Raw genomic sequence first — 19937 nt, 5'->3', positions numbered from 1 at the left:
TCCACTCTCCTAAATAATTTTATCAACCAAGCTGCGACCTATTACGGCCTGACCTTCACTGCCACCATAATCATAACTGCCTGTAGCAACAACCTGGCGTTGATTATCAAAATGGTAATTCAGATAATTCATAAACTGCGTTACAACCCAATTATTCTCTTTATTTAACGCTGCAACTTCATGACACACCCTACGCAACTCACTATATAATTTCACCAAAGGCTGCTCTAGGGGGTTAACATCAGGCAAATCCTGTGTCATTTCCACTCGTTTATGTTCATAATCATTTATTTGAATGGCAAGTCGTTCTTCTTCAGCAACCAGTTGCTTGAGTTGCTGCAAATTACCTGTTTGCAACGCGTCACGCTTGCCTTGTCCCAATATGATCAATTGCTTATAGATAGCAAGCATTCCTTCCAGTATAGTCGCAAGATTTTCCATCATATCTTGCCCTTTTTTCGTCATTCGTCCCCCACCTTCTTGTTCACCTTACTGATGCCATTTTTTAGCCACGATAATCCAAGGTTGCTCGATGGTGAAAATTCTTTTCATCGCCATCCTGTGGCGAATAGGTCGGTCCCGCCATTCGGCTGGAGTATAGATTGATATTATAGTTCACAATCTTCAGTGCCTGCTCAATAAGCTGTTTATTTAGCTCATTCTGTTCTTTTAATCCCAGCAAAACCGTATTCAAATCCTGGCCAATTTTACTGAGTTCTTCAATTATGTCAGACGGTGCAAAAGCGATCAGTTCTTCTACTGTTAAAGAATCCGTTGCACCTACAAGCTGTTTCGATAAAATTTGAATGATCTGTTTTCTGGCAACATCCACTTTAACTGCCTTGCGCAACAAAACTTCCTCTTGATTGACGACTTTTTCTAAATCGGCAGGCTTGCCAGCAACAAGAAGATCTTTTTTTTGTTTGCTTAAAACTAAGATCTGCTGATATACACGGAGTAGTTCGAACATCAAATTCTGAAGCTGTTGCCAATTTTTCATAATCATTCTACCTTTCTGAGTGTATCAACATTATCCTTGCCGATCAAAATGACTCGCAGCTGTTATTTTATCTGCAATAGCATAGGAATCCACTTTATACGTTCCTTGAGCCACCTGATCCTGAAGCACCTGTACCTTTGTTTCCCGAACATCTGGCAAAGCCTGCAATTTGCGCAATAAATCACCAAATTCCTGAGCATTTGTCGATAAGATAACTTCGTCAGAACCTTGTGTCTGAACAGTTTTTGAATCCTTCTTTGCTGTTTTGAGTGCTTTTTGTGTATCGCCATAGACTTTCGTCGCTTGCTGAATCTGGTTCGTTGAAATAATCATTTTGCACACCTCGTTAATAAAAAAACTTCATCTATTATATTTATCGAATAAAAGCGGCAAAACTTAATGCCTTGCCGGAAATATCTCAAAAAAAGGTCTGAACTCCCCACGGGTTTCAGACCTTCATACGAATATTTATCAACAGAATTACTTCGTTCCCTTTTCTTTCGAATACATCCGAACACCGCGAGTCGCCATTTTCAGTTTCTCATCAGCGGAGTTGTTAATTTCAAGATGCGCCATTTGTGACACTATGTTCTGGTTGCATTTTTCACAAAGCCGTCCGTTTGCAATCGGCGCACCACATGTTTCACAAGCATAGAAAACCTTTACTCCGCCGATAATTCTTCCTTGACGAATCATACGCATAATCACGCGTTCTTTTACCCCTGTGGCTTCGTGAATTTCCGCAACTGATGCATGATCGACAACATCCCGTAAATAAGCCCCCACTTTGGCTTCATCTTCTTGTTGCAAACGAATGCAATCAACACATATTCCAAACTCATTTTCCATATATAGCTTTCCACATTGTTGACAATTCGCCAAACCCATAAGACTCCCCCCATTTTCTTCAATCCATTTTATTATACTATAATTTTTGTTTCATCTACACCTTTTTGCTAAGTCATTCTACTCAATTTCCTGAAAATAGACACTTTTTTTTTTAGAAGGCAGGATTTTGACAACATTTTAGCTAAAAATATAATAAATCTATCACGAAAGGCAGTTTATCGTGTATATGCCAACACTCATGCAAACACCAGAACTTTACGAAAAAATCGGAGTCGAAGTTCAAGCCATCCTTGTACAACTTTTACACCTCCTGGAACGCAAAAACTCCAATCTGTATCTACATAGTAAGCAAGTGGCGAACTATGCCGTAAGCATTGCAGCGAAAATGCGGCTGCCTCGTGAAGAAATTGAACGGATTCGCGTTGGCGCTATCCTGCACGATATTGGCCATTTAACCGTACCCAATACAGTTCTGGCCAAAATGCCTTATTTGTCCAAACGCGAGATGAGCGTCTTTAAAAACCATTGCAACGCCGGTGCTTTTATGTTAGAAAATATTTCCTCCTGTCAGGAAATCGTCCCCTACATCCGGTTCCATCATGAACGTTTTGACGGCAAAGGCTACCCCAAGCGTCTGAAAGGTGTTAATATTCCATTGGGAGCACGCATTATTGCCGTAGCCAATGACTATGACCGTTACATTAATCCCTGTACACAAAATTGGGCCAAAACCAAAAAAGATGCTATTCGAGAACTCAATAATCATTCAGGCACAATTTTTGACCCGGAAATTGTCCGCGCCTTTATTGAATCACTTGGCTAAAGAAGGGGTTTAAGGGTTCCTGTTATCTGGCGCTACTGGCGCAAACAGCCCCGCTGATTTGCTTGGCACCCGCCCTGCGAAGCTGATGAGCCGCTTCATCCAAGGTAATGCCTGATGTAAAAATATCATCTACAAGCAAAATAGACTGATTCATAATCAGCTCAGGACGCGTGACAATAAACGCGTCTTTTATATTACTGCGCCGTTCTTCGGGATTTAAGGAATACTGAGGCAAAGTCGGCTTGATTCGCTGCAAAACGTCGCGCCACAACAACCCCTGCCGCTCAGCCCAGGCCTTAAAAATCAGGCTTGTCTGATTATAACCACGCTGACGCAGCCGCTTGCGATGCACAGGTACAGGCACAACAAGCGTTGGACAGTAGCGTATGGAAAGGTTGTCAAATGCTTTGGCCAGAGAACGTGGCAACAGCGCCTGTAAATACTGAGCAGCTGCTTTTTCATGCCGAAATTTTAGATTTTGCAATAACTTTCGCACGGCACGGCTGTAATCGGCAAAAATGATGACTTCATCAAGATAACGAAGGCCCTGTTCCGCCGCGTCTAAAGTCACATTCAGCTGATAGCGTTTCAAGCAGTCAGGACACCACTCGCCAAGCAACGGCATTTCTTTTCCACATTCAGGACAACGGGGTGGAAATAACAGATCCATTAAAGCTTCCAGCCAGCTATTCATACGGTTCACCGTGAAGCCGCTCGGCAAGCAATGAATAACGCCGCCTTGTCCGGTCATTGGCGACAGCTGTATTCAGCGCAGCCTTCGTACCAAGCAAAATAACCTTTTCTTTCGCCCGCGTCACAGCCGTATAAAGAAGATTTCGCTGCAGCATACGAACATGTCCCGCTGTGAGCGGCATGACAACGACGGCATACTCACTGCCCTGGCTTTTGTGCACGCTCATGGCATACGCCAAATGGAGTTCATCTAACTCACTTTTATCATAAACAACCGTTCCCTCGGGATAAGTGACAATCGCCTTTTCGCTGTCAAGATGTTCAATATAGCCAATATCCCCGTTAAAAACGCTCTTCTCATAATTATTGCGAATTTGCATAACTTTATCACCGCTGCGCAGCAGCTGACCGTCCGACACAATCTGGGCCTTATCAGGTGTCATGGGATTCAACACAGCTTGCAGCTGTTTATTGAGATTTTCCACCCCACACTCCAGCCGATGCATGGGAGACAAAACTTGCACTTCTCTGGCCCAGTCATAGCCGTCCTGGGGCAATTCACTAGCGCAAAGTGCGACAATCTCCCGAACAATCTCAGCCTCATTCCTTTGCTCAATGAACTGAAAATCAGCGCTGTTACACTGAGGAATGAGTCCCTGATTAATGCGATGGGCATTGACAACAATCTGGCTTTCTCCCGCCTGGCGAAAAACTTCTGTTAAGCGCACAACAGGCACAGCTTCAGAGCGAATCATATCTTGTAAGACACTGCCCGGACCGACGGCAGGCAGCTGATCAACATCACCGACAAGTACAAGACGACACCCTGTCGGGAGAGCCTGTACGAAATGACTCATCAGCTGGATGTCCATCATCGACACTTCATCAAGAATGACGGCATCGGCATCAAGGGGATTGTCTTCATTTCGGGCAAAGTACGGTGCCCCCTTCGAACCGCCGGTTGATTCCAGCAAACGATGCACCGTCATGGCTTCCCGTCCGGTTGCTTCACTCAGTCTTTTTGCGGCACGCCCCGTCGGGGCGCCTAACAGAATTTTAAACCCCTGCGCACTCAGCAGCTCAAGGATGCCACGGACCGTTGTTGTTTTGCCTGTACCTGGCCCGCCTGTCAACACTAGGATACCGTGTTCCAAAACACCCACAAGGGCCGCGCGCTGCGCCGTAGCCAAAGCAAGTTCAGCCTGCTTCTCCCACTGCGCCACAGCTTCATGAATATCGGCACAGTCGATGGGCTTGGCCTGACTCTGTAATTCAAGCAACCGACTGGCCACGGTGCGCTCGGCTGTATATAAGGAATATAGATAAATAAGATGGGTACCGCGCCAGTCTTCCACGCACAGCGATCCATTCTTCATTAAATTGCTGATTAAAAAAGCCACTTCAAAGGTATCCGCACCAAGAAGCTTGGCTGTCTCTTTGACAAGAAGCTCTTCAGGCACACAGGAATGACCGGCCTGAGCCGTTTGGTACAAGGCAAAATCCACGCCTGCCTCCAAACGGCTGGGATGATTTCTATCAAACCCCAACGACACGGCAATCTGATCAGCCGTTCGAAAACCAATACCTGCCACGTCTTTGGCCAAGCGATAAGGATCACTCTCGAGAACGGATAAAGCCTCACTCCCATAAGCAGCACAAATTTTCGCCGCATAAGACCCGGAAACGCCGTGCATTTCCAAAAACAGCATGACTTCACGCTGCTCCGACTGCAGGGCATAAGATTCACGAATCATGGCCGCCTTTTTGGCGCCAATTCCCTCTACCTCAACAAGGCGCTGCGTATCTGCCGCAAGGACATCTAAAACACTCTCACCAAAATGACTGACAAGACGTGCCGCCATAGCTGGGCCAATACCCCGTACAGCACCGGAACCTAAAAAACGTTCAATTCCTGCCAATGTTGTCGGCAGAATGCGCTGACAAGACTGAGCCTGAAACTGCCGGCCAAATTTTATATGTTCCACCCAGCGGCCGATGAGCACAACTTGCTCGCCAAGCAACGGCGCGGCAACCCGTCCTGCAACATTTACCGTACCGGATTTTTCTTCACTGTTTACTTTAAAAACGGTAAAATCACCGTCTGGACTTTGAAAGGTAATCGCAGCAACAACGCCTTTCAATTGTTCCATATGCATCCCGCCTTACCCGCAAACCTAAGTCACCCAACATACGTTCGCTTATCCCTATATTTCGCAAATACTCTGGAGAAATCCTGCTAAAAAAATATTTTCGGAAATTCGACTTATTTTAGCAGGATTTTTATATAATTTGTAGTAATTTACATTTTGTATTCTGTATGTAATCGCTTGTTAGGAGATAAAAAAACTATGCGAGACCTGTCTACGCAAGAAAACATGTACACCTATCATTATTTTAAAAAACGTGAAATCACAAAAAAATTACACCCCGAAAATTATCTCTTATCTGCCGTTCTCCTTTGCAGCACAGCTTATCTCATATCTACCATCTTTATTTTCTTTAAATGAAAAAAACAACGCTTCCTCTCACGAGAAAGCGTTGTTTTTTTTGCTATTTCGCTGATAATACCTGAGTCAGCCTGTTGATACTGGCAGTGAGAGCTTCCAGTTTACCCTCAATCCGCACGAGTAGATAAATGGCTATCACCATGGCAAACCCATAGTTGGCGGCATAAGCAAGTAACTGTTCCACAGACATTAGCTTAAGGACGTGGCTTCATGATCCATAATTTTCGCGTCAACACTCTGAACGAGGCTGCCACTTTTCGATGAAAAGATATTTTTGGCCACAATGTCCTGCATAACCGTCTTGACTTCCGCCATCGTCAAGTTGTCACGAGGTTCAGCCAAGTTTAGGGTGACACGCTTACCTGCTTCATCCCGAAATATCATTTGCAGCGTCTTTGCCATGAAAAAGACCTCCTTTCTTACTGGATTTTTCCCTTACTACATCTCACCGTGTTTTAGGCTTTGGCTAAAACATCTTCATTCAGGCGCAGCACTTCAAACGTTGTGTACTTTTGCAAACTTCCCATTTCCTGGGCAACAGTAAAAACGTCGTCATCCACTGCCGCCGCTTTCAGGCCGGCAAACACCCGCTGTTTATAAGCGGCCTTGCCTGAAGCATTGACTCCCACTTGCACTTTCAAAATCAGTTTGCTTACGGAAGGAACTTTACTGACAGCCATCTTGACCTCACCTCCTTATGTCTTACTCCATTCCAGACAAAGCCTTTTTTAAACGGGTTCGAGCACGAATTTTTATTTGATAGGCAGCTTGCGGCGAAATATGCAGTTTTTCTGCAATTTCTGTCAATCTATGATCCGTGAGAATCTCACGCAACACCGCCTGTTGATGCTCAGGCAAAGCCTGAAATTGCTCACTTAACGCAACCTGAAATTCTTCTTTCATGACTCTCTCTTCCAAATTAAAATCATCGGCCAAACAATCTCGCCACTCACCTCTCTCGTCTTCTCCTCGCGAAACGTCATAAGAAAGGGTACGTTGCCAAATTTTGCGTTCCTTTTTAAACAAATTCCACAGGGCAAACTGAATATGCCGCTCCAGATAGGCTCCAAATGGAACACCTGCCTTCTCATCATAAGTTCGAATGGCTTCAACGACAGCAAGACGCCCTACAGATAAGGCATCTTCGCCAAGCGAACGAAGGTGCGCGCGATGGGCGTACCTCTGAACGACCGGTTCAAACCTTTGGCATAACTGAGTAAAAACCTCTTCATCCCCTGCTTGAGCAAGCTTTACTAACTCCGCCCAGTTTAGCTGTTTCCTGTCTTGCCACTGCTTTAGGGCCATCATGACTTCACCTGACAGTGAAGTAACGTTACTTCTAAATTAGCGCTTATCCCCAGCATAGCGGTAATCTTCATGCTAAGCAAAAACTAACTCACACGGACTGGCTGTACAAATCGCTGAAAAAAAGCGGCAGTACTGAAAACATCCGTTTCAGTACTGCCTTTTATCTTACTACAAGCTCACTCCTGGCATGCGAGCCAAGTCTCATAGACTTCATCAAGTTCAGCTTGCAATGCTTGCTGTTCTTCGTACAATAAAGCACAGCGCGCAGCATCACATTGATTTTCCGGCCGGTTAATTTCTTGCTCTTTAAACTTAATCATGGCTTCCAGCTCACGAATGGTCAGTTCCAGCTTATCCAGCGACGGAGCACTGCCCCGTCGTTTATTCGACGCTGAAGACTTACCGAAGTCTGTCGACTGATCTTTGTCTGACGGCAGAACTGCCGCCCCCTTCGGCCTAACAGCCTGAACAGTGCCTTTTCCAGTCGCAGCGCCACTTCGCTTAATCTCAGCGTCTAGCTTGTCCTGCTGGCTGTCTAGCTGAACCTGTTGTGCAATTTTCAGCTGTTTCTGACGATAATCACTGTAATTGCCGGGATAATCCATCACTTTCCCATCGGCAAGCTCAACAACACGATCAGCCACTTTATCTAAAAAATAACGGTCATGAGACACCGTTAAAAAGGTACCCGGAAAGGCGTTAAGTGCCGCTTCCACAGCCTCTTTCGCCGGAATATCCAGGTGATTTGTCGGCTCATCAAGAATTAGGAAGTTCGCACCTGTCAACATAAGCTTCAGCAGCGCCAACCGCGCCTGCTCGCCGCCGCTCAAGGTACCGACCTGTTTAAACACATCATCACCAGAAAACAGAAAGGCACCCAAATAATGGCGGGCCTGTTCCTCACTAAACCCATACTCTTGCATGAGCTCGTCAATGACCTTCCACTCCGGATGAAGATTTTCATGCTGCTGGGCAAAATAGCCTACTTTCACCCGGCTTCCCAGTTTGACATGACCCTGCTTAGCATCAAGTTCTCCTGTAATCAGCTTGAGCAACGTCGTCTTGCCTGCGCCGTTCGGGCCAATGAGAGCCACACCCTCGCCCTTGCGAATGAGCAGTGACAAATCCTTAAACAGCACATGACTGCCATAACCCGCTGCCACATCAGAAAGCTCCAGCACCCGCTGCGCCGAATCACCCAGCGGATTAAAGTGAAAATAATCGAACTGCAAATCCTCGCCTGCAAGTTCGATGCGTTCCAAACGGCTGAGCTGCTTGGCACGGCCTCGGGCCTGCTTAGATTTAATTCCGGCCTGATAACGCCGAATATAATCCTCAGTCTTCGTAATAAAAGCCTGCTGCTTCGCAAAAGCCCGTTCGTCTGCCAAACGACGAGCGGCTTTTTTTTCTAAATAAGTGCTGTAATTGCCCTGATATTCATACAAAGTACCGCTTTCAAGCTCCCAAGTCTTTTCTGTCACTTGATCTAAAAAATAACGATCATGAGAAATAATGAGCAGCCCGCCGCGATAAGAGGCCAAATAATTTTCCAGCCACTCCACCATAGCCAAATCCAAATGATTCGTGGGCTCATCTAAAAAGAGATAGTCCGGCTGGCGAACAAGCGCCTTAGCCAGAGCAATACGCGTCTTCTGCCCACCTGAAAAGGCAGCTACAGAACGATTTACCTCTTCTGATGAAAAGCCAAGTCCTGTAATGACACGCTGGATTTGCTGTTCATATTCATAACCGCCGCCTGCTTCAAAAGCCTGAGCTAGAGTACCATAGCTTTTCATAAGCTCCTCAAGTTCCGCCCCCTTCGCCTGAGCAATAGCCGCTTCCAAGCAGCTCATCTTCGCTTTCTTTTGAAGCAAATCATCAAAAGCAGTTAAAAGTTCCTCGTAAAGCGTTCCCGTACCCATAGCTGCTTGTTGCTCTACATACCCGAAGGTTTCCCCTTGTGGACGACTCATCTCCCCCTCATCAAAATGTTCCAGCCCCAGTAAGCAGCATAAAAATGTCGTTTTTCCTGTACCATTGGCCCCAATAAGCCCGATGCGATCACCCGAGCGAATTTCGGCCGAAACATGTTCAAACACACGTACAATACCAAAATATTTTGCCAGATCTTTTATCTGAATAACACCCATATTGCACCTCATCTATCCATTCAATCTTGCTTATTAACCGTATTATAGCATAAAAAAGTCCTTGTCTAAGTAACTGCATTTCATGGTAAAATAAAAGAATATTCAATTATATCAATTAAGGAGGAAGTTATAGTTATGAAAAATTTTGATGAATTAAGTGCTATTTTTCCCCGTTATACCGAAACAGGAGAACAAACAGAACTATTTTTCAAAACCGGAATAACTAAAAAATCTCCGAAAAAAGTTCACGCCTTTTTACAGAACATGGCATCCTTTTATACCTTTGATTTAATTGCACTGCGCAACCAATCAAGCAAAAGAACGGGGCATAAACAGCAGCAGCCACTCCCTTTTTCCAACAGACTGCTGCTCATCACTGCGAAGGTACGGACAGCACGAATAGCTGGCGACTTCACCCTGGGCTATGTAAATAAATACGCCATTGAAAAAATCCGTCCCCTGGCTAAATCCCCTTACCGGACAGAAATTCTCCTCACAGGGGGTCATCATCTTTATTCGTTGTGGACTCCAAAAACCATCCTGCAAAACATGCGCGAAGCCACGCTGGCTGTCTCCTCTCCAGACGAAAATAGCGACATGTTCCTCGCAATCCATCAATGTATCGAACTATTGCTGACGTTACGAAAACTATAGTGACGGTGCATCATAAGTAAACAATGAATCGCAGCCGCACATTCTCCGGGAGTCAAACGATTCGCCACGTCAAATAAATGAATAGACGCCCCGCGGCAAAGAGGTAATACGTCATGAACAGACCGATAAGCCTCGGCAAGAGCTACCAGCCTAACCTCCTCCCTTTCCGCCGTTATTCTTTCCATAATAGCAAGTGTCAAATCCTGTGAACCACCGTCAACAAGTAATAAATCGATGAAGGGTGCCTCTTTGTCAATATCGTGAAGTACACAGTTTAGCAAATCCTCAATCACCTGTTCAGCATCACGTACATAAAGAACGATACTCATACTGGACAGTACAGACCGTCGCGACTGAGCCAGCCATTCCAGGCAATCCTTGCCAACATTCCACAAACCATAAATAGCAAGGGCCAACAAAACAACACTGACCGTATAAGAAAAAAACAAACTATTCTACCCCCTTCATTATGAGATAGAATAGTTTATGCTACGAACTCAGCAGATGTCACATGCGTCTACAGCACGACAATCTTATTTTTAATGGCATACAAAACGGTTTGTGTTCTGTCATTCACATTAAGTTTACGAAAAATATTCGTCAAATGATTTTTGACTGTTTTCTCACTTAAAAACAGCTTTTGGGCAATCTGCTGATTGCTCATGCCCTGACAAACAAGCTCTACTACATCAATTTCCCGGAAAGTCAGCTTTTGTTGTTTGCATGGCGGCTGCAATTTGGCACATTCATTCTGAGTATCATCACTTTCATCTCCTGGTTCGCCGCCAAAAAGGCGTTCGGCCAATTCCGGATAGATAAAAGGTTCTCCACCATACACCGTTCGAATAGCACGGACAAGCATTCCTGATTCAATATCTTTTAATAAATAGCCGGAAGCGCCGGCTTTTATGAGTTCTAGCACATAATTTTCATCATCATTAATAGTTAAAACAACCACTTTGCTTTTTGATGGTGACATCATTAAAAGCTTCGTCACCTCAAGACCATTTAATTTCGGCATATTCATATCAAGCAGAATAATATCCGGCTTTTTTTCCTGAGCCAGTATCATAGTTTCTTCTCCGTCAGACGCTTCGCCAACAACATGCATATCAGGTTCTAATTCCAGGACATTTTTAATCCCCTGCCTGAGCAGCATATGATCATCGGCAATGACAATATTAATTGACATACTTGCACCCTCTTTACTGAAAAAATTATTTCTGCTCATCCTTTACAATATGAGCGGTAATAAAAATCATCACTTCATGATCATCTTTGCTATCTGCCATGCTTTTAAATAACCCGCCTAAGAAAGGCAGATCACCTAAAAAAGGAATCTTTGCAAAGTTCTTCGTGTCCTGCGTATTCATCAAACCGCCAATCACGATGGTCTCGCCATCTTGCATGCGCACCTCCGTATCAGCAATTTTTTTCGAAAACTCATACGTCTTCAGATCACTTACCCACGCAGGTATGCTCACTTCGGTCTGAATTTGCGCCGTAATCGAGTGATCGGCATGAATAAAAGGTATGTAAGTCAAAATAATACCTGAATCAATATATTGGCTCACACCCGACAGCGTACTAATATTGGTCTGTGTCTGCTGAATAATGGGCAGCGTATCACCTACCTGTATAAAAGCCGCCTTGCCATTGATGGCTAAAATCTTGGGCTGAGCTAAAACCTTGACACTTCCTTGTTTCTCTAGTGCATGAAGCGTAGCTTCATATTGATTCTTCAGCGGTGCCTGATGAAGAACAGACCATGTCCAGTCGATACCAAGCTCCTTCGAAGCCGTTCGATCCATCGACACAATTTTAGCCTCAACAAGTACCTCGGGATACGGTACATCAAGCTCAGCAATAAGAGCACGGGCTTCTTCAAGCTCACGCTGTGAACCAAGAAAAACAATGGAATTGCTGATCGTATCCACTTTCGTTCGTTGATAACAAATCGCGTCATGAGGCAGAATTTTTTTTGTTGTCATGGCTCCCCTATCCGCGCTGCTCATAACGCGATTAGACGAAAGCCGGGAAGAACTTTGAGCTGCCGCTTGACTCAGTGGACTGTCGCCAAGCAGCAGCGCCACCTTGTCTATCACATCTTCGGCTTTCACATGCTGAAGCCTCACGACCTGGATGGCAGAAAAATGGGTACTGCTTTTGCTCGCTGCCACCAGAATAACATTGCCTGTTCGCTCAACAAACAGCCCCTTAGTCTGGGTGATCATGGCCAGGGCATCATCAAAAGAAACCTGACTGAGCTGCACCGTAAGAGACCCTGTTACAGAGTCGTCGACAACAAGATTGACATGGCCTACACTTGCCAGCGACATCAGCACATCCCGCACAGAAGCATCCGTGATAGCTATATCGATAAGACAATCATTTTCAGCCCAAGCAGGCGTCATACCCATCCATAGCGATATTGCTGCCACCCACAACATCCGTCCAATATGCGTCATGGCTCTGCCTTGCCTAGCTCTAAGACTTTTTGGCCTTCCGGACCTCTTAAGGTGACAGAACTTTCATCAATTGCCACAATCTCATAAGGACCCACATGATCCTGACGATGATAAGAACGACTTACCGAGCCATACGTAATAATGCCTACCTTCGCATCCCCGGCACTGACAATGCCCGTCAAACGTAATGACGGATACGCAGTTGGCGCTCTACCCGCTACAAGTTCCGTCTTCCCCGTATCCCCACCTTGCAGCGGCTGCTGCCCTACGGCAACCGTCCTTGTCGTCTCCGCCGGCGGACCCACTGAAGCTGCTCCGCGCTTTACGACAAAGGGGTCTCTGCGTACAGCCAAAGGCTGAACCTTGGCCTCAGCTGGACCAACCTGTTGCTTGGGCGGAAAAGTCCGGGCAGGCGCTGCTGTACTCGACACAAAAGTTTTCGACTCCCCACTCACGGAGTAAAAATAAAAACCTGTGCCCACCAAGATGATCAGCAAAACGACAGCAAAAATTTTTTGTCTAGTTCCCCATTGCTTCCATTCAGTCACCAATGAACTTCACCAGACTGCTCATAATTTGACTAACTATGTAAAATTTCTACAGAATACACAAAGGTCCTCCTTAGTTGGAGGTAAATTACTGCCGATTCTTAATATTTTGAAGCTTAGGTCCTAGAATACGCTTATAAGATTCGACACCAGGCTGATCAAAAGCATCGACATTTGCCAGTTCTCCCTCGTAAGCCACAGACAGCGCCAACAAATAGAGGAGTTCCCCTAAATGATACGCAGTGAGCTTGGGCAGCTCAAAACGCGCGCTGAACCGACCTGCTTTGGCTAACGCCTCGGCATTAGATTCCAGTGCTGCATGAAGAGCGCTGCTCATGGAAAAACCCGCCATATCCTTTAATTTAGCTGCCGAAGGAAATACGTCTGGAATAATCGCGTCTGTCTGCCACTCTTTCACCTCAACAAACTGCACCACCTTATCCAGGGCACCTTCCTGATGCTGCTGTGTCTGGGAATGCATATCCGTCGTCCCCACAGCCACAATAGGCGTGCGGCCATAATGAACGGTCTGCCCTTCACGACTGACACGCTTGCCAAGGGATTCAGCGAGGAGTTGAATATACCACTCTGCCGTCGATTTTAAATAATCGGCGTAAGGCATAAATACCTCAATATGGCGACCATGTTTTTCAGCTGCAAGATATTTCAGTGCCGCATTCAGCATGGCGGGATTTTGTGTCAAACAATCCGTTTGACATACTTCATCCATATCCTTTGCCCCTTGTAAAAACCCCTCCATATCAAAACCTATGCAGGCGGCCGTCACAAGTCCCACCTCAGAAAACACACTAAAGCGACCGCCAATGCCGTCTGGAATACTAAACAACTCCCAGCCCGACTTTACGGCAAGCTGATGGAGAAGCGTGGCCTTTTCTCCTTCGGCAGGATCTGTTACAGCCACAACCTTCAGTTCAATCTGTTTATTCCCCTGTAGCGCATCATAGGCCACCAAAAAATTGGACATCGTGTCTAGGGTCGAACCGGATTTTGACATAACAATAAGCAGCACCTTATAAAGCCCGCCGCTCGCCGTTTTAGCCTCGGCCTCTTCCGTAATCTGGGCAATAAGTTCCGTCGTCCGCTGTGGATCAATATTATTGCCGCTAAAATAAAGCTTTGGATAGCCCTGACGCCGTTTGGCACTGCTATTCCAAAAATCGCCACAATGGACATCAAACAGCACTTTATTGCCCAAATAGGAACCACCGATACCGAAAGAAATAACGGCATCTGTATGATAACGCAGGGACTGTCCGAATTCTTTCAGCCTTGCTAGCGAAGCCGGACTGTTTAAATGTCCCTCAGCCACATAAGGCAACTCAGTAAACAGTACTTTTTCCCGCTCACCGTCTTTTGATAAATGTCCCCGTACTTCTCCTGTCAGGCGAAGCTGAGTCACTGCCGAGTGGGCCTCAGTCAGACGCTGAGTGAGAGCCATAATATCTTCGTCAGAAACCTTTCCCTCCCCAACTAAATGACTATAATCAAACACAAAACCGGAAGATAAAATAAGCTGCTTTACATGATTAGTCATAATAAATCGCTCCTTATATCAACAATTTAGTCGTCACCATAGCCGTCTGGATAGGATTGATGCCATTCCCAAGCCGAACGAATAATACTTTGTATATCGCTATGCTTCGGCTGCCACTGAAGTTCACGGCAGATTTTCTCGCTTGACGCAATAAGCACAGCAGGATCACCAGCACGCCGAGACTCTTCCTCCACAACAAAATCAATGCCTGTCACTTTTTTAGCTGTCGCAATGATTTCTCTCACACTAAAGCCCTGTTGACTGCCCAAATTATAAATCCGTGATGAGCCCCCTGAAAGCAAATGGTTGAGCGCCAGCACATGGGCATCAGCCAAATCGCAGACATGAATATAATCACGAATACACGTCCCATCTGGTGTCGGGTAGTCTGTACCATAAATAGCAATAGTTTTTCTTTGTCCAAGGGCCGTTTTTAAAATGAGTGGAATAAGGTGCGTTTCCGGCTCATGATCTTCCCCAATAAGCCCGTCTAACATCGCCCCTGCCGCATTAAAATAGCGCAGTGCCACATACTGTAGTCCGTAAGCTGCCGAATAATCGGCAAGCATCTGCTCAATCATCCATTTCGTCCGGCCATAGACACTCGTCGGACACAATACAGCATCTTCCACAATAGGTGTCGTCTTGGGCTCGCCATAAACAGCCGCAGTTGAAGAAAAAACAATCTTCTTGACACCCGTTTGAACTAACACATCCAAGAGTGCCAGCGTTCCTGCCACATTATTATTGTAATACAGAGACGGATCCGTCATCGACTCCCCAACAAGGCTGACTGCCGCAAAATGTACAACAGCATCAATCTTTTTTTCTTTAATAACGGATGCCACAAGTTCCCTGTCCGCAATATCACCGAGTACAAACTCAGTCCCTTCACTCATTTCAGGCAAAGCATCAACATGCCCCTTCATCAGGTCATCATAAATGACCACCTGATGACCCTGCTTGAGCAGCGTTTGCACGGTATGAGAGCCAATATAGCCCGCCCCGCCTGTTACCAAAATCTTCATAGTTCCAACTCCTTTTTTCACCCTCAACTCTTTTGTTTTTTCTCGACAACCTGACATTTTTCTTCCAGGTCATGTAGTACTTGCTCTGTCAGTGTCGCCGCATCTTCCCCTTGCCCGCACAATAAAGGCTGTAAGGTTTTCATTAAATAAGGCAAAAACCTTTCCCGAAGGTCAGGACGCTTCAAGGCATATTCCACCGTTGCTTCCAAAAAGCCCTGTTTGTCACCAATATCATAGCGGCGGCCTTCAAACTCGTAGGCATAAACACTTTTCCGCACCGCTAACTGCTGCAGGGCGTCTGTCAGTTGAATTTCATTTCCCCGACCAGGCTGTGTCTGCTCTAAAACAGCAAAAATCTCTGGCTCAATAATATAGCGGCCAAGCACAGCGAGACGCGATGGCGCTTCTTCCAACCGCGGTTTTTCAATCAGCGCCTCTGCCCGCCACAAGCGATGTTTCACAGGAACAGGCTTGATTACGCCGTAGCTTGACACATTTTTTTTCGCCACTTCCTGTACTCCCAGAATCGTCCCCGGATAATCCTCATAAACATTCATGAGCTGCTTCAGGCAGGGGACGTCGGCATCGACAATATCGTCGCCAAGCAGTACGGCAAACGGTTCATTCCCGACAAACTGTTTGGCACATAAGACGGCATGACCTAATCCCTTGGCTTCCTTTTGGCGAATATAATGAATCTCCACATTAGAAATTTCCTCAATTAGTCCCAGAAGATCATATTTGCCACTTTCTTTCAAAGCCAATTCTAACTCCACGGAGCGGTCAAAGTGATCCTCTATCGCCCGTTTGTTTCTTCCCGTAATAATCAGGATTTCTTCAATACCTGACTGAATGGCCTCTTCAATAATATACTGAATAGCTGGTTTATCAATGATCGGCAGCATTTCCTTGGGCTGAGCCTTGGTAGCAGGCAAAAAGCGCGTACCCAAACCCGCCGCAGGAATAATAGCTTTTCGAATTTTTGGCTGTTTCATTTGTGGATTCGTCATAACTTTTTCTCCTCATCGAATCGTACAATATCGTCTTCTTCCAAATAACTACCGTTTTGCACTTCAATCATAGTCAGTGGAATCCGCCCGGGATTTTCCAAGCGATGTTTCGTCGACTGAGGTACAAAAATACCACTATTTTCGTGAAGCATCTGCACCTTGTCACCCACGGTAACTTTGGCTGTTCCCGACATAATAATCCAATGCTCGCTGCGATGATAATGAAGCTGCATACTCAGTTTTTCGCCGGGATTCACAACAATACGACGCATTTTATAGCCTGGTCCTCCGCCTAGCTGCTCATAGCTTCCCCAAGGGCGGTACATCGTTGTCTGCTCACTGGCCTCGCGGCGTCCACGCTGCTTAAGCTCCTGCACAAGATCTTTCACCTTTTGGGATTCACCTTTTTTAGCAACTAAAATCACATCATCTGTCTCTACGACAAGCATATCCTCCAGACCGATGCCGGCAATGAGACGGCTCCGGCCAAGAATGAGGTTGTTTTTGCAATCAAGAGGCAAACAGTCCCCTTGCAGCGCATTACCTGACTGATCTTTTTCAAGCAAATCATAAATGGCATCCCACGATCCTATATCATTCCAGCCCACATCAAGCGGCAGTGTCACGACATTCTGTGATTTTTCAGCCACAGCATAGTCAATCGATATGTTCGGCATCTCAGCAAATGCCTCATTCATTTCACTATAGGACCTTGTTGAGAAGCCATAGATACTTGGTTGATGCACCTTGAGTTCAGCCAGCATGGCTGAAATAGGAAAAGCAAACATCCCTGAATTCCAATAGTAATTACCTGCTGCGACATAGGCCTTCGCAGTAGCCAAATCAGGTTTTTCTTTAAATGATGCCACATGATAGCCTGTTTGATACGGCTCCCCAGCCTGAATATAACCATAGCCTGTTTCAGGGCTCACGGGGCGAATACCGAAAGTCACGATCTTTCCTTGATCAGCCAAGGTCTCAGCCTGACGAACAGCCTGAATAAAAATTTCTCCCTTACTTATGGCATGATCCGAAGGCGTCACAAACAGAATCTCATCATCATCACACCCCAGTTCATCCTGACAATAACGGGCCGCGAGAGCAATGGCCGGAGCCGTATTGCGTCCTACAGGTTCCAAAATAATATGAGCGTCTTCGGCATGGCACAGAACAAGCTCACTTCTCACATGATGAAAATACTCCTGATTCGTCACAACTAGCAAATCAGCGGGATCACTGCATTTCATAAATCGCTTCACCGTCTGCATCAGCAGAGAATCCGTTCCATCAATTTTCATAAATTGCTTGGGATAGCAACTGCGTGATAAAGGGAAAAGGCGCGTACCTCCGCCACCAGCAAGAATAATAATCTTCACGAAATGACCCCCCATAACTTTACAAAATTGTAAATACCCCTTTTATTCCTGTTATTCTATTCATTTCACAATGAATCCTGCCGCAAGAGAAAACCATAACAAGGAAATAAAAAACAGCCTCTGCCGAAAATACCAATCAAGCAGAGACTGTCTATTCATTTCACCTCATAATACTGGTATGTCACACTTTGACTCAACTGAGCGGGACCTTGACGCTCCCTTTCCCATTTTCTTAAATCATGGAAATTATTCGGACTGACAAGCGCCTCAGCCTGCAAATACCACGGCTGTTCAATCATCACAACCACCGTATGCTTGCCTGATGTATCTCCCCAGGCCGACAGACGATGTTCATAATAATTACGAGCTTGTCCATTTTGCCAATACGTGCGAAGCCGTTCGGCCTTCACTTCGCCCACAAGAATCCCACCTTTCGGCGCCTCTTTGGCAAAATGTCCGTAAGTGCCTGATACAAGAGGAATCTGCATGGCAATTCCCTGCGGCGACCGATCATAATCAAAAGCCACACTCCCCATGGCTTTCGTAACAGGGTCAAGAGCAAAAGTCACCAACACCCCCGTATAAGCCGGTTGATTATGTAGCTTCTCATAAAGCAATCCGGCTGAAAAGCCCGGATGCTGGGACCTCGTCCCCAAATAAACATTATATCCCAGGGCACGACTGCCAAGCGGCTCTGTCCGCACGGCGAGTCCCCCAATATGCGTTTCAAATTCCAGTGCCCCAATCGGATGGCGATAAAATAAATAATTATCAATCAGATCATTACGGTTGTGACTCGTACTATTTTCATCGGCAGTTTTCCGGCCGAAATCCCAACGCAAAGCCGTTGCATGAGCTCCCCAACCAGAATGGTGGGCATAATCCAGTTCCAACAGTTCACCACTATACCCTGTAGCACTCCCAGCTGTTGCTTCTTCTCCCTTCAAATCACCGATACCTGGCACTTGATCAAAGATATCAATGGAATCGGGATAAGGAAAATGCAAATACCTGATGTTTCCCACGCGCAAGCTGGCGCTGAAGCGCCCCTGATTATCTTCCTTATAACCATAGCCTTCTAGGTAATTTTCGTCAAAATGAGGCTCAAAACCGCTCAGACTATTAAATTCCCGATTCGAACGAACAAGCGTATGATAACGAACCCCCGGCCCCAAATCGATATCACTGCGGAATTGCAAATTTCGCACATGAGATTGATCTTTCCAAAAAAATAATCCGACACTCGTATCCCAGGTACCCCGACCTGTCCCAATTGTTGGGAAAATCCAGTCATTCGCAGCTGCTGTCTGTGACCCCAGAGCACTGCTGCTCAATACAGCAAGTGATAAAATTCCTACTTTCAAGGTTTCCTTTAACCCTTCCATAAAACACCTGCTTTCCACACATTAACCACCAAAGCCGCCCTCAAACAAATTGACTGCAGGTTACTTCGCCAGCTTTTTAAGGCGCTGAAGCTGCGTCTCTTGGCTAAATAAACGATCATTAAGCGCATCAAATTTATCATCAATGATTTCGTTTTGAGCATCAAGTTTTTTATCGATATGCCCGAGCATAGCTTTAATATCTTCTTGCCCCTCAGCAGCAAGTTTATCAATTTTACTTTCTATACGTTCAAATTTACCTTCTACGCCTTCAATTTTACTTTCTATACGTTCAATATTGGTCGTGATTTTTTCTAACCCAGTTAATTTCTCTAATACTATTTTCTGAAATTCTTCGTTAGTCATAGTGTTCACCTCACCATTATTATAAGTTCATTATATTTCAATATTTCTAAAATTCCAAGTTCAGAAAATACGATAGTGACGAATCCTGTCATTTAAGTATAACATATATTCCTTAATATAAAGAATATCATTCACACAAAAACAAAGCAGCCGATGAACTTTTCCCATTTTCATCGGCTGCTTCTTTAAATCAAATAAACTCAAAGGGACGGTTCTATTG

Annotated in this window: 23 protein-coding genes; 2 read left to right on the top strand and 21 right to left on the bottom strand. The window is 45.5% G+C overall.

Features of this window, described 5'->3' with window-relative positions; genetic code table 11:
• Positions 1–9: 9 nt before the first annotated feature.
• The 4 genes from flgN to Ga0466249_RS01090 all read right to left on the bottom strand — a co-directional run bounded on the left by flgN (position 10) and on the right by Ga0466249_RS01090 (position 1888).
• On the bottom strand, positions 10–465 hold the full coding sequence (gene flgN, locus Ga0466249_RS01105) for a flagellar export chaperone FlgN (RefSeq protein ID WP_215827591.1): 456 nt from the start codon (positions 463–465) through the stop codon (positions 10–12).
• 40 nt (positions 466–505) lie between these two features.
• Complete coding sequence (locus tag Ga0466249_RS01100; RefSeq protein WP_215827590.1) at positions 506–1000, bottom strand: flagellar protein FlgN; 495 nt, start codon at positions 998–1000, stop codon at positions 506–508.
• A 30-nt stretch (positions 1001–1030) separates the two neighbouring features.
• Entirely contained in the window at positions 1031–1333 is a 303-nt protein-coding gene (flgM, locus tag Ga0466249_RS01095) for a flagellar biosynthesis anti-sigma factor FlgM (protein ID WP_215827589.1), read from the bottom strand.
• Positions 1334–1480: 147 nt separating this feature from the next.
• Positions 1481–1888 carry a flagellar protein gene (locus Ga0466249_RS01090; RefSeq protein WP_215827588.1) on the bottom strand — a complete coding sequence of 136 codons (408 nt, stop codon included), beginning with the start codon at positions 1886–1888 and terminating at the stop codon, positions 1481–1483.
• Positions 1889–2075: 187 nt separating this feature from the next.
• Here Ga0466249_RS01090 and Ga0466249_RS01085 point away from each other — a divergent pair, with 187 nt between their 5' ends.
• Entirely contained in the window at positions 2076–2672 is a 597-nt protein-coding gene (locus tag Ga0466249_RS01085) for an HD-GYP domain-containing protein (RefSeq protein ID WP_215827981.1), read from the top strand.
• A gap of 22 nt (positions 2673–2694) precedes the next feature.
• Here Ga0466249_RS01085 and Ga0466249_RS01080 read toward each other — a convergent pair whose 3' ends face one another.
• The 7 genes from Ga0466249_RS01080 to Ga0466249_RS01050 all read right to left on the bottom strand — a co-directional run bounded on the left by Ga0466249_RS01080 (position 2695) and on the right by Ga0466249_RS01050 (position 9330).
• Positions 2695–3366 carry a ComF family protein gene (locus tag Ga0466249_RS01080; protein ID WP_246588369.1) on the bottom strand — a complete coding sequence of 224 codons (672 nt, stop codon included), beginning with the start codon at positions 3364–3366 and terminating at the stop codon, positions 2695–2697.
• Entirely contained in the window at positions 3359–5515 is a 2157-nt protein-coding gene (recD2, locus tag Ga0466249_RS01075; RefSeq protein WP_215827586.1) for an SF1B family DNA helicase RecD2, read from the bottom strand. Before recD2 ends, Ga0466249_RS01080 begins: the two co-directional genes overlap by 8 nt.
• Positions 5516–5915: 400 nt before the next feature.
• Entirely contained in the window at positions 5916–6056 is a 141-nt protein-coding gene (locus Ga0466249_RS01070; protein ID WP_215827585.1) for a YvrJ family protein, read from the bottom strand.
• A gap of 5 nt (positions 6057–6061) precedes the next feature.
• Entirely contained in the window at positions 6062–6274 is a 213-nt protein-coding gene (locus Ga0466249_RS01065; protein ID WP_215827584.1) for a DUF2922 domain-containing protein, read from the bottom strand.
• Between the two features lie 53 nt (positions 6275–6327).
• Positions 6328–6552, bottom strand: coding sequence for a DUF1659 domain-containing protein (locus tag Ga0466249_RS01060; RefSeq protein ID WP_215827583.1), 225 nt, complete (start codon positions 6550–6552; stop codon positions 6328–6330).
• 22 nt (positions 6553–6574) lie between these two features.
• The gene (locus Ga0466249_RS01055; protein ID WP_215827582.1) at positions 6575–7180 is read right to left on the bottom strand and encodes an RNA polymerase sigma factor; all 606 of its coding nucleotides are present in this window, start codon (positions 7178–7180) and stop codon (positions 6575–6577) included.
• Positions 7181–7356: 176 nt separating this feature from the next.
• The gene (locus Ga0466249_RS01050) at positions 7357–9330 is read right to left on the bottom strand and encodes an ABC transporter ATP-binding protein (protein WP_215827581.1); all 1974 of its coding nucleotides are present in this window, start codon (positions 9328–9330) and stop codon (positions 7357–7359) included.
• A gap of 135 nt (positions 9331–9465) precedes the next feature.
• Here Ga0466249_RS01050 and Ga0466249_RS01045 point away from each other — a divergent pair, with 135 nt between their 5' ends.
• Positions 9466–9984, top strand: coding sequence for a hypothetical protein (locus tag Ga0466249_RS01045; protein ID WP_215827580.1), 519 nt, complete (start codon positions 9466–9468; stop codon positions 9982–9984).
• On the opposite strand, the gene Ga0466249_RS01040 is transcribed toward Ga0466249_RS01045, so the two are convergent.
• The 10 genes from Ga0466249_RS01040 to Ga0466249_RS00995 all read right to left on the bottom strand — a co-directional run bounded on the left by Ga0466249_RS01040 (position 9945) and on the right by Ga0466249_RS00995 (position 19717).
• A complete protein-coding gene (locus tag Ga0466249_RS01040; protein ID WP_215827579.1) occupies positions 9945–10433 on the bottom strand; it encodes a glycosyltransferase family protein in 489 nt (162 codons plus the stop codon). The genes Ga0466249_RS01045 and Ga0466249_RS01040 overlap by 40 nt on opposite strands.
• 68 nt (positions 10434–10501) lie before the next feature.
• Positions 10502–11176: a response regulator gene (locus Ga0466249_RS01035; RefSeq protein WP_215827578.1), complete on the bottom strand. Its 675-nt coding sequence runs from the start codon at positions 11174–11176 to the stop codon at positions 10502–10504.
• A gap of 25 nt (positions 11177–11201) precedes the next feature.
• Positions 11202–12452: a type II secretion system protein GspD gene (locus Ga0466249_RS01030; RefSeq protein WP_215827577.1), complete on the bottom strand. Its 1251-nt coding sequence runs from the start codon at positions 12450–12452 to the stop codon at positions 11202–11204.
• Entirely contained in the window at positions 12449–13000 is a 552-nt protein-coding gene (locus tag Ga0466249_RS01025; RefSeq protein WP_215827576.1) for a hypothetical protein, read from the bottom strand. The genes Ga0466249_RS01030 and Ga0466249_RS01025 overlap by 4 nt, the downstream gene beginning before the upstream one ends.
• A gap of 88 nt (positions 13001–13088) precedes the next feature.
• A complete protein-coding gene (locus Ga0466249_RS01020; protein ID WP_215827575.1) occupies positions 13089–14555 on the bottom strand; it encodes a phosphoglucose isomerase-related protein in 1467 nt (488 codons plus the stop codon).
• Positions 14556–14581: 26 nt separating this feature from the next.
• On the bottom strand, positions 14582–15583 hold the full coding sequence (galE, locus tag Ga0466249_RS01015) for a UDP-glucose 4-epimerase GalE (RefSeq protein WP_215827574.1): 1002 nt from the start codon (positions 15581–15583) through the stop codon (positions 14582–14584).
• 23 nt (positions 15584–15606) lie between these two features.
• Positions 15607–16593, bottom strand: coding sequence for a UTP--glucose-1-phosphate uridylyltransferase GalU (gene galU / locus Ga0466249_RS01010; RefSeq protein ID WP_246588318.1), 987 nt, complete (start codon positions 16591–16593; stop codon positions 15607–15609).
• Complete coding sequence (locus Ga0466249_RS01005; protein WP_215827573.1) at positions 16590–17969, bottom strand: mannose-1-phosphate guanylyltransferase/mannose-6-phosphate isomerase; 1380 nt, start codon at positions 17967–17969, stop codon at positions 16590–16592. Before Ga0466249_RS01005 ends, galU begins: the two co-directional genes overlap by 4 nt.
• A gap of 155 nt (positions 17970–18124) precedes the next feature.
• Positions 18125–19354 (bottom strand): hypothetical protein, encoded by a 1230-nt coding sequence (locus Ga0466249_RS01000; protein WP_215827572.1) that lies wholly within the window; start codon positions 19352–19354, stop codon positions 18125–18127.
• A gap of 60 nt (positions 19355–19414) precedes the next feature.
• Positions 19415–19717, bottom strand: coding sequence for a hypothetical protein (locus tag Ga0466249_RS00995; RefSeq protein WP_215827571.1), 303 nt, complete (start codon positions 19715–19717; stop codon positions 19415–19417).
• Between the last annotated feature and the right edge of the window lie 220 nt (positions 19718–19937).

This window comes from Pelorhabdus rhamnosifermentans (assembly GCF_018835585.1).
Lineage (GTDB): Bacteria > Bacillota > Negativicutes > UMGS1260 > UMGS1260 > Pelorhabdus > Pelorhabdus rhamnosifermentans.
The sequence above is the reverse complement of the archived record's forward strand: the minus strand, read 5'-3'. Positions and strand labels throughout refer to the sequence as shown.

Coding starts and splice junctions, on each gene's coding strand:
- flgN (WP_215827591.1), bottom strand. CDS start 465: ATGACGAAAAAAGGGCAAGATATGATGGAAAATCTTGCGACTATACTG.
- Ga0466249_RS01100 (WP_215827590.1), bottom strand. CDS start 1,000: ATGAAAAATTGGCAACAGCTTCAGAATTTGATGTTCGAACTACTCCGT.
- flgM (WP_215827589.1), bottom strand. CDS start 1,333: ATGATTATTTCAACGAACCAGATTCAGCAAGCGACGAAAGTCTATGGC.
- Ga0466249_RS01090 (WP_215827588.1), bottom strand. CDS start 1,888: ATGGGTTTGGCGAATTGTCAACAATGTGGAAAGCTATATATGGAAAAT.
- Ga0466249_RS01085 (WP_215827981.1), top strand. CDS start 2,076: ATGCCAACACTCATGCAAACACCAGAACTTTACGAAAAAATCGGAGTC.
- Ga0466249_RS01080 (WP_246588369.1), bottom strand. CDS start 3,366: ATGAATAGCTGGCTGGAAGCTTTAATGGATCTGTTATTTCCACCCCGT.
- recD2 (WP_215827586.1), bottom strand. CDS start 5,515: ATGGAACAATTGAAAGGCGTTGTTGCTGCGATTACCTTTCAAAGTCCA.
- Ga0466249_RS01065 (WP_215827584.1), bottom strand. CDS start 6,274: ATGGCAAAGACGCTGCAAATGATATTTCGGGATGAAGCAGGTAAGCGT.
- Ga0466249_RS01060 (WP_215827583.1), bottom strand. CDS start 6,552: ATGGCTGTCAGTAAAGTTCCTTCCGTAAGCAAACTGATTTTGAAAGTG.
- Ga0466249_RS01055 (WP_215827582.1), bottom strand. CDS start 7,180: ATGATGGCCCTAAAGCAGTGGCAAGACAGGAAACAGCTAAACTGGGCG.
- Ga0466249_RS01050 (WP_215827581.1), bottom strand. CDS start 9,330: ATGGGTGTTATTCAGATAAAAGATCTGGCAAAATATTTTGGTATTGTA.
- Ga0466249_RS01045 (WP_215827580.1), top strand. CDS start 9,466: ATGAAAAATTTTGATGAATTAAGTGCTATTTTTCCCCGTTATACCGAA.
- Ga0466249_RS01035 (WP_215827578.1), bottom strand. CDS start 11,176: ATGTCAATTAATATTGTCATTGCCGATGATCATATGCTGCTCAGGCAG.
- Ga0466249_RS01030 (WP_215827577.1), bottom strand. CDS start 12,452: ATGACGCATATTGGACGGATGTTGTGGGTGGCAGCAATATCGCTATGG.
- Ga0466249_RS01020 (WP_215827575.1), bottom strand. CDS start 14,555: ATGACTAATCATGTAAAGCAGCTTATTTTATCTTCCGGTTTTGTGTTT.
- galE (WP_215827574.1), bottom strand. CDS start 15,583: ATGAAGATTTTGGTAACAGGCGGGGCGGGCTATATTGGCTCTCATACC.
- galU (WP_246588318.1), bottom strand. CDS start 16,593: ATGACGAATCCACAAATGAAACAGCCAAAAATTCGAAAAGCTATTATT.
- Ga0466249_RS01000 (WP_215827572.1), bottom strand. CDS start 19,354: ATGGAAGGGTTAAAGGAAACCTTGAAAGTAGGAATTTTATCACTTGCT.
- Ga0466249_RS00995 (WP_215827571.1), bottom strand. CDS start 19,717: ATGACTAACGAAGAATTTCAGAAAATAGTATTAGAGAAATTAACTGGG.